At 69.5% G+C, this 7,323-nt stretch carries 5 protein-coding genes and 7 pseudogenes; 7 read left to right on the top strand and 5 right to left on the bottom strand.

Annotated elements, in window-relative coordinates; translation table 11 throughout:
* Positions 1-838 (bottom strand): annotated as a pseudogene (locus AD428_RS20120) (peptidase dimerization domain-containing protein); the annotation flags it as partial.
* Here AD428_RS20120 and AD428_RS29720 point away from each other — a divergent pair.
* The 3 genes and pseudogenes from AD428_RS29720 to AD428_RS29000 form a co-directional block, all read left to right on the top strand.
* A pseudogene (locus AD428_RS29720) lies at positions 752-1,018 on the top strand (glycosyltransferase family 4 protein); the annotation flags it as partial. The pseudogenes AD428_RS20120 and AD428_RS29720 sit on opposite strands and share 87 nt — an antisense overlap.
* Positions 1,019-1,086: 68 nt before the next feature.
* Positions 1,087-1,269 carry a hypothetical protein gene (locus AD428_RS28390; protein WP_235491019.1) on the top strand — a complete coding sequence of 61 codons (183 nt, stop codon included), beginning with the start codon at positions 1,087-1,089 and terminating at the stop codon, positions 1,267-1,269.
* An 84-nt stretch (positions 1,270-1,353) separates the two neighbouring features.
* Positions 1,354-1,485: a hypothetical protein gene (locus tag AD428_RS29000; protein ID WP_255352281.1), complete on the top strand. Its 132-nt coding sequence runs from the start codon at positions 1,354-1,356 to the stop codon at positions 1,483-1,485.
* A 113-nt stretch (positions 1,486-1,598) separates the two neighbouring features.
* On the opposite strand, the gene AD428_RS20110 is transcribed toward AD428_RS29000, so the two are convergent.
* Entirely contained in the window at positions 1,599-1,826 is a 228-nt protein-coding gene (locus AD428_RS20110; protein WP_053246359.1) for a YdcH family protein, read from the bottom strand.
* 200 nt (positions 1,827-2,026) lie between these two features.
* Positions 2,027-2,988, bottom strand: a pseudogene (locus AD428_RS20105) (AraC family transcriptional regulator N-terminal domain-containing protein).
* Between the two features lie 272 nt (positions 2,989-3,260).
* On the opposite strand from AD428_RS20105, the gene AD428_RS20100 reads away from it, so the two are divergent.
* Both AD428_RS20100 and AD428_RS20095 read left to right on the top strand, forming a co-directional pair.
* Positions 3,261-4,352, top strand: coding sequence for an aldo/keto reductase (locus AD428_RS20100; RefSeq protein WP_369798797.1), 1,092 nt, complete (start codon positions 3,261-3,263; stop codon positions 4,350-4,352).
* Between the two features lie 65 nt (positions 4,353-4,417).
* Positions 4,418-5,176 (top strand): annotated as a pseudogene (locus AD428_RS20095) (YoaK family protein); the annotation flags it as partial.
* Between the two features lie 171 nt (positions 5,177-5,347).
* Here AD428_RS20095 and AD428_RS29715 read toward each other — a convergent pair.
* Positions 5,348-5,602: pseudogene (locus AD428_RS29715) on the bottom strand (GntR family transcriptional regulator); the annotation flags it as partial.
* 188 nt (positions 5,603-5,790) lie between these two features.
* A pseudogene (locus tag AD428_RS29710) lies at positions 5,791-5,886 on the bottom strand (GntR family transcriptional regulator); the annotation flags it as partial.
* 239 nt (positions 5,887-6,125) lie between these two features.
* Between AD428_RS29710 and AD428_RS20080 the strand changes: the two are divergent.
* Positions 6,126-6,986 (top strand): fumarylacetoacetate hydrolase family protein, encoded by an 861-nt coding sequence (locus AD428_RS20080; RefSeq protein WP_053246355.1) that lies wholly within the window; start codon positions 6,126-6,128, stop codon positions 6,984-6,986.
* A pseudogene (locus AD428_RS20075) lies at positions 6,979-7,323 on the top strand (hypothetical protein); the annotation flags it as partial. The gene AD428_RS20080 and the pseudogene AD428_RS20075, both read left to right, overlap by 8 nt.

Genomic DNA, 7,323 nt, shown 5'->3' with positions numbered 1-7,323 from the left:
CGGCACCCACACGGTGCGCAGGCCCAGCACTTCCGAGAATGCATCGTTGGGCACGGTGCCGCCCAGGTTGGGCAGCAGGGCGGGCGCCTTGCCGGTCGTGCGCGCCAGCGACTTCCAGGGCCCAGCGCGCCCAGGGGTCGTCCGGGTCCAGGCGCGTGGCGGGCGTGCCCCTGCGCACTGAAACCTGCACGCATTGCAGGCCGTGCGCGTCCAGATGGCGGCGCAGGATGCCCGCGGCGCCGCGCCAGTCCGTGCCCACCACGAGCGCAGGTTGCAGGTGGCGCAGGCGCGCGGCGGAATCGCGCCCACCGGGTTGTCGGGGTTGCCGGTTTTGTAGGCCAGCACTTCCAGCGTGTTCCAGGCAAAGAGGCGCTCGGCCACGGTCAGCCCCGGCTCGCCCCAGCCGGGGTCCAGCTCGGGGGCGTCCTCGTCCCGGCCCACCTCGATGGTGGACAGCGCCTCGCGCACGGCGGGCGGCACGGGAGGCGGCCGCAATCCTTCGACCTGCAGGGCGGCCGCGCGCGTCCACCAGGGCGGCCAGCGCATGGGCCAGCAGCAGGCCCGGGTTGGGCAGTACCCCGCCCCAGTTGCCGGAATGGTGCGCGTGTTCGCGCAGGTCCACGGTCAGGTCGAACAGCAGCGTGCCGCGCGAGCCCAGGAACAGCGTGGGCCGTTCGGCGGCCAGGCGCGGCCCGTCGGAAGCGATGAACACGTCGGCCGCCAGCTCCTGTTTCCATAGGCGGTAGGCGTCGTGCAGGCCCGGCGAACCGACTTCCTCGCCGCATTCCACCAGCATGCGCGCGTTGAAGCCCAGGCGGCCGCCGCGTTCGGCCAGCAGGCCGCGCTGCGGGCCCGGGCGTGCGCGCTGGGCTGCGGCGGGCGCGTGCATTTTCTCGGGCATCGCGCCGATATTTCCAACGTGCTGGCGGGGTGCGACATCTTCGCGCTGCCCACGGCGAGCGAGGCCCTGGGCACGGCGTTCATCGAGGCTTCGGCTCACGGCCTGCCGGTGGTGGGCACGCGCGTGGGCGGCGTGCCCGAAGTGGTGGCGCACGGCCAGACCGGCTGCTGGTGCCGCCGGGCGACGTGGCCGCCCTGGCTGCCGCGCTGGGCCGCCTGGCGGCCGATCCTCCGCTGCGCCTGGCCATGGGGCGGGCGGGCGAAGCCCGCATCCGGGGCGACGCCCGCTTCAGTTCCGCGGGCATGGCGGCCGGCATGGAGGCGGCCTATCTCGCCTGGCTCGCCGGCCCCGGCGCGGGCCGCCCGTAGCCGCGCGGTCAACGATTACGAAAGCGGCCCCGCCTGCGGCCGCGGCGCTGCTCGCGCGCTTCCGGCAAGGCGCGCAGCCAGGGCGTGCAGGCCGAGGCGAGCGGCGTGGCCTGGCGCGCGCGGATTCGCTGCCAGGCCACGCCGGAGCTGAGCATTGCGCTCAAGGTGAACAACCTGTTCGACAAGAAGCGCTACGTGTCCTTGTACGACACGTAGCGCGCAACAGCCACGATGGCGATCCGCGCGACGTGATGCTGACGCTGCGCCATGCGCCCAGGCCATAGGGAAACGGAACGGGCGCGCCGAGGGACACGGCGCGCCGGCGCGGGTCAGCCGCCGTTCTTGCCGTCGGCGGCGCGCAACATGCCGTAGAGCTTGTCTTTGAGGTGCAGCTTTTCTTTCTTCAGCACTTCGACTTCATTGCCCGAGGACGGCACGATGCCGGCCTCCCGGTTCTGGATTTCCTGATCCAATGCGTTGTGGCGCTGGAAAAGCGCGGCAAAGTGCGCGTTTTCGGCTTTCAGCTGGGTAATGAGGTGACGATATTCAGGGAACATAACGGCCTCTTAAAAAACCAGGGTGTGGGCTGAAAAAAAGCCGGGGCGCGGGACCCCGGAGCACCCATCACATCCCAACCGCCGCCGCTTGTCAACCGCGGCGCGCCGGTTTGCAAAAGATTGAAAAAAGCGCCGGAACGCGGCTCCGGCGCCGCAAAGACGCCGCGGGGCGCTTGGCCGGCGCGGGGTTCCGGCCGCCGTCACGCGGCCAGCGCCTCGTCCTTCCAACGCTGCTTGTCGCGCAGCGGCGGCGTGCCGAACAGGCGGCTGTATTCGCGGCTGAACTGCGAAGAGCTTTCGTAGCCGACCGCGCGCGCGGCCAGCGCCACGCCGGCATCCGCCGTCAGCATGAGGCGGCGCGCTTCCTGCAGGCGCAGCTGCTTCTGGTACTGCAGCGGGCTCATGGCGGTGGCCTGCTTGAAGTGATGGTGCAGCGAGGAAACGCTCATGTGCACGTCGCGCGCGATGTCTTCCACGCGCAGCGGCTTGGCGTAGTGGTCGCGCAGGATGCGGATGGCCTTGGCCACGCGGTTGAGCTGGCTGTCCTGCAGCACGGTCAGGCGCAGGGCCGCGCCCTGGCCGTTCATGAGCAGCCGGTAAAGCAGTTCGCGCTTGACCATGGGCCCCAGGATGGGAATGTCGCGCGGCGTGTCCAGCAGGCGCAGCATGCGCAGCACCACGTCCAGCATCGCGCCGCCCAGCGGATTCACGCACAGCGTGAGCGCGCCTCGGCCGGCGCCAGGGGCGGCAGGTTCGCGTCGCTGATGAGCGCGGTGATTTCCTCCGGGTTCAGCTCCAGGCGCAGGCCCAGGTAGGGCAGGTCCGGGCTGGCCACCGACACCTTGGCCACCACCGGCAGGTCCACGGAAGAAACCAGGTAGTGGAAAGGATCGTATTCGTAGACGTCATCGCCGATGAAAAGTCGCTTGGACCCCTGGGCGATCACCGCCAGCGCGGCGTTCTGCATGGTGGGCTTGGGGCCGGTGGGCTGCACCAGCCGGTGCAGGTACAAGCCTTCTATGGGGGTTTCCAGGGAGCCGTCCACGCCGGCGGTCATGCGCTGGAGCAGGGCGAGCAGTTCGCGGCGCGCGGGTTCGAACGCCTGGTCCAGGGCGAGCGCGGCGGCGGGCGGGGGAAAGGATTCGGGCTGTGCGGCAGACATGGGGAGCGATGAAAGAAGAAAAACCGCTCGGAGAAACAGGCGCATCCAGTGTAGTGCCAGTCGGCCCGCTGCCCGCATGGTGTGCCGGGCCGGTGCAGGATCAGGCAGAAAATGCGCAGGATCGGGCGTGCCGCCGGCGCCGGAGGATCGGGCAAGAAAAGGGCAGGATCGAGTATCGCGGCGGAGGGTGGGGCGGACGCATACTGTGGGCGTCATTCTGGCGCGGCGGCCGCCGCCCGACCCGTCCCCATTCTATTTTTCGGAGCCCTCCTATGCGCTACAAGAAACTCGGAAACACCGGCCTGTTCGTCTCGGAACTGTGCCTGGGCACCATGACCTTCGGCGGCGAAGGCGAACTCTGGAGCAAGATCGGCCGGCTGCAGCAGCAGGAAGCCACCGCCCTCGTGGGGCGCGCGCTGGAGGCCGGCGTCAATTTCGTCGACACGGCCGACGTCTATTCGGAGGGCCGCTCCGAGATCATGACCGGACAGGCGCTGCGCGAGCTCGGCGTGGCGCGCGACGACGTGGTGCTGGCTACCAAGGTGTCGGGCCAGACCGGGCCGGGCCCCAACGCGCGCGGCAATTCGCGCCGGCACATCATGGAGGGCGTCAAGCAGAGCCTGGCGCGCCTGCAGACGGACTACATTGACCTCTACCAGATCCACGGGTTCGACCCGGCCACGCCCATCGAGGAAACCGTGGCGGCGCTGGACGACCTGGTCCGCCAAGGCCACGTCCGCTACGTGGGGGTGTCGAACTGGGCGGCCTGGCAGATCATGAAGGCGCTGGGCATCGCCGAGCGCAGGGGCTGGGCCGGGTTCGCGTCGCTGCAGGCGTACTACACACTGGCCGGCCGCGACCTGGAGCGCGAACTGGCGCCCATGCTGCGCAGCGAGGGTCTGGGCCTGATGGTGTGGAGCCCGCTGGCCGGCGGGCTGCTCAGCGGCAAATACGGCCGCGAGGGCGGCGGCGAGGCCGGCGCGCGGCGCGCGGTCTTCGACTTCCCCGCCGGTGGACCGCGAGCGCGCCTACGACGCATCGACGCCATGCGCGTCATCGCCGAGGCCGGGGCGTGTCGGTGGCCCAGGTGGGCGCTGGCGTGGCTGCTGCACCAGCCCGTGGTGACCAGCGTGATCGTGGGCGCCAAGCGTCCCGGGCAGCTCGTCGACAACCTGGCCGGCCGCCTCGGTCCGGCTGTCGGCCGAGGAGCTGGCCAGCCTGGACGCGGCCAGCGCGCTGCCGTCCGAATATCCGGGATGGATGCTGGAGCGCCAGGGCGAGTACCGGCGCGAGCAATTGCGCCTGGCAGGACAGGACTGATCCGCCATATGGCGGATCGCGCCAGCCCGTCCCGGGAGGACTAGAATGGCCGTGTCCGGTCTTTCGGCCGGCCAGAGCCATTCGTTCGTCTGCGTCCAAGGGTTCGCGCGTGACCATTCCGCATCATCTTCGCCGTCTCACGGCGGTGCAGCGCACGCCGGAAGCAAACCGGCAGCTTGCGTATGTCCTGACATTTATCGCCGGCGCCGTGAACGCCGGCGGTTTCCTGGCGGTGCAGCAGTACACCTCGCACATGTCCGGCATCGTCTCCCTCATGGCCGACCATCTGGCGCTGGGCGGCATCGTGGTGGCGATGCAGGGGCTGGCCGCGCTGCTGTCCTTCCTCGCGGGCGCGGCGTCCTCGGCGTTCCTCATCAACTTCGGCCGCCGCTCCCGGCTGGCGAGCGAGTTCGCCATGCCGCTGCTCCTGGAGGCGCTGCTGCTCGTCTGCTTCGGGCTGCTGGGCGCCAATCTCGAATTGCTGCGCTGGTTGTACGTGCCGACCACCGTCATGGTGCTCTGCTACATCATGGGCCTGCAGAACGCCATGATCACCAAGGTGTCCAAGGCCGAGATCCGCACCACCCACGTCACCGGCATGGTCACCGACATCGGCATCGAGCTGGGCAAGCTCTTCTACTGGAACCTCGCGCCGGCCGAGGCCGTGGGGCTGCCGCCGGTGCGCGCCGACCGCGCCAAGCTGCGCGTGCTCATCACGCTGGTGTCGCTCTTCTTCGTGGGGGGCGTGGCCGGCGCCTATTCCTTCTTCCACTTCGGCTTCGGTTCCACGCTGCCGCTGGCGGCCGTGCTCATGATGCTGGCCGTCATGCCCATCGCCGACGACATCCGCAGCTTCCTGCTGCGTCAGTAGCCCCGCCGCGCTTGCCCGCCTACGTCGCCTCGGCCGGCGCGGGCTGGGGCGGCATGGCGCCGCGTATCGACTGCACAGCACGCGCTTGTTTTCGCGGCTGCGATAGGCGTGTTCGCGCATCAGGCTTTCGGCGCGCGCGGCTTCGCGCTGCTCGATGGCGCGCAGCAGGTCTTCATGGTCGGTCTGCGCCCGCAGCACGAAAGGCGTTTCCAGCAGCGAGGGCGTGGAGGGCAGGGTAAGCGCGGCCGGGCCCGCGAGCGGCGTCTTGTTGTTGTGTTCCAGCGCCGAGAGCAGCGCCCGGTTTCCGGCGGCCGTCCAGAGAATCTCGTGGAAGCGCTGGTTGATGCGGCCCCAGGCGCGCGCGTCCACCGTGGTGTTGGGATCGCGGCGCGCGGGCGCCAGCAGGCGCCAGCCTTCTTCCACCGCCTGCGATAGTTGCGCCAGCACCTCCGGCGAGGCGCCGCGCTCGGCCAGCAGCCGCGCGCCGCCATGCCTTCCAGCACGCCGCGCACGTCCACCGCGTCGGCGATTTCCTCCACCGTGAACGCCCGCACGCGAAAACCCCGCGACGGCAGGCGTTCCAGCAGACCTTCTTTTTCCAGTTCCGTGAGCGCAATGCGCAGCGGCGTGCGCGACACGCCCAGCCTGGCGGAAAACTGCAGCTCCACCACGCGCTCGCCGGGCTGCAAGGCACCGGAAAGCACCATGTCGCGGAGTTCGGAAATCACTTTGTCGATCTGGGCGGCCATGTGGGAATGCGCAATAACGGGGGAGCGGCCAGTGTAACCAGAAAATTGCATGCAATGAGTACAAAAAAATTGTCTACCTTCTTGCGATAGATCAAAATTGCATGCAATAATTTCCAAAACGGCCTGTGAGAGGCCGAATAAATCCAGAAATGCATGCAACGCAGCGACGCATTGCATGCCAAATGGAAGGAGACGACATGAAGCTGGCAAGCTTCGTCCATGAGGGCGCGCCCGGCTGGGGCGTGGTGCAGGACGACGGCGTGCTGTCCCTGACGCACGCCTGGCCCGATCTGCGCGCGGCGCTGGCCGCCGGGGCCGAACGCATCGCACAGGCGGTCCGGCAGGGCGGCGCGCGGGTGCCGGCGCAAGGGCTGCAATGGCTGCCGCCCCTGGCCCCGGGCGCCAAGATTCTCTGCGTGGGGCTGAACTACGGCCGTCACGTTGCCGAAGCGGGCAGGGAACTCCCCGCCCATCCCTCGGTGTTCCCGCGCTATGCCGACAGTTTCGTCGGCCAGGGCGAGCCGCTCTGGAAACCGGCCGCCTCGGACCGCTACGACTACGAAGGCGAGCTGGCCGTGGTGATCGGCCGCGGCGGGCGGCACATCCCGGAGCGGGAAGCCGCCGCCCACGTGGCCGGCTACACCTGTATGGCCGAAAACTCCGTGCGGGACTTCCAGAAACACAACACGCAGGTCACGCCGGGCAAGAACTTCGAGCGCAGCGGCGCGCTGGGGCCATGGATCACCACCGCCGACGAGGCGGGCGATCCGCGGCGGCTGGAAGTCATTTCGCGGCTCAACGGCGAAACCATGCAGCGCGGCTCGGTAGCGGACCTGATTTTTCCCATCGCCCGTCTCATCGCCTACCTGAGCGCATTCACGCCCCTGTCGCCCGGCGACATCATCGCCACGGGCACGCCCGAGGGCGTGGGCGCCAGCCGCAAGCCGCCGCGCTTCCTGCGCGCCGGCGACGTGCTGGAAATCGACATCCCCGGCGTGGGCTGTTTGCGCAACGCCGTGGCGGACGAACCCTCGCCCGCGGGAGGCATCCATGTCTGAAGGCATTCTCTATCTGACCGAGCGCGACGTGGTGGACGCGCTGGACATGCCGGGCGCCATCGACGCCCTGCACGAAATCCTGCTGGAGCAGGGCCGCGAGCGCGCCCGCAATGTGCCCAAGGCGCTGGCGACCTGGGGCCAGGGCAGTTCCATGCATGCGTTGGGCTCGCTCATGACGGGCGGGGGCGGATACGCGGGCTTCAAGACCTGGCTGCACGTGCCGGGCGGCGGCGGCTCGCTCTACACCCTGTTCGATGCCGACAGCGGCGCGCCCCGCCATCATCGAGGCGCGCGCGCTCGGCATGCTGCGCACCGCCGCGTCGGCGGCGTGCGACGC

The sequence above is a fragment of the Achromobacter sp. DMS1 genome (genome assembly GCF_001270295.1).
The sequence above is the reverse complement of the archived record's forward strand: the minus strand, read 5'-3'. Positions and strand labels throughout refer to the sequence as shown.

Excerpts from the sequence above, each read along its gene's own strand:
- AD428_RS20100 (WP_369798797.1), top strand. The coding sequence starts at position 3,261 with ATGCGCTACAAGAAACTCGGAAACACCGGCCTGTTCGTCTCGGAACTG.
- AD428_RS20080 (WP_053246355.1), top strand. The coding sequence starts at position 6,126 with ATGAAGCTGGCAAGCTTCGTCCATGAGGGCGCGCCCGGCTGGGGCGTG.
- AD428_RS20110 (WP_053246359.1), bottom strand. The coding sequence starts at position 1,826 with ATGTTCCCTGAATATCGTCACCTCATTACCCAGCTGAAAGCCGAAAAC.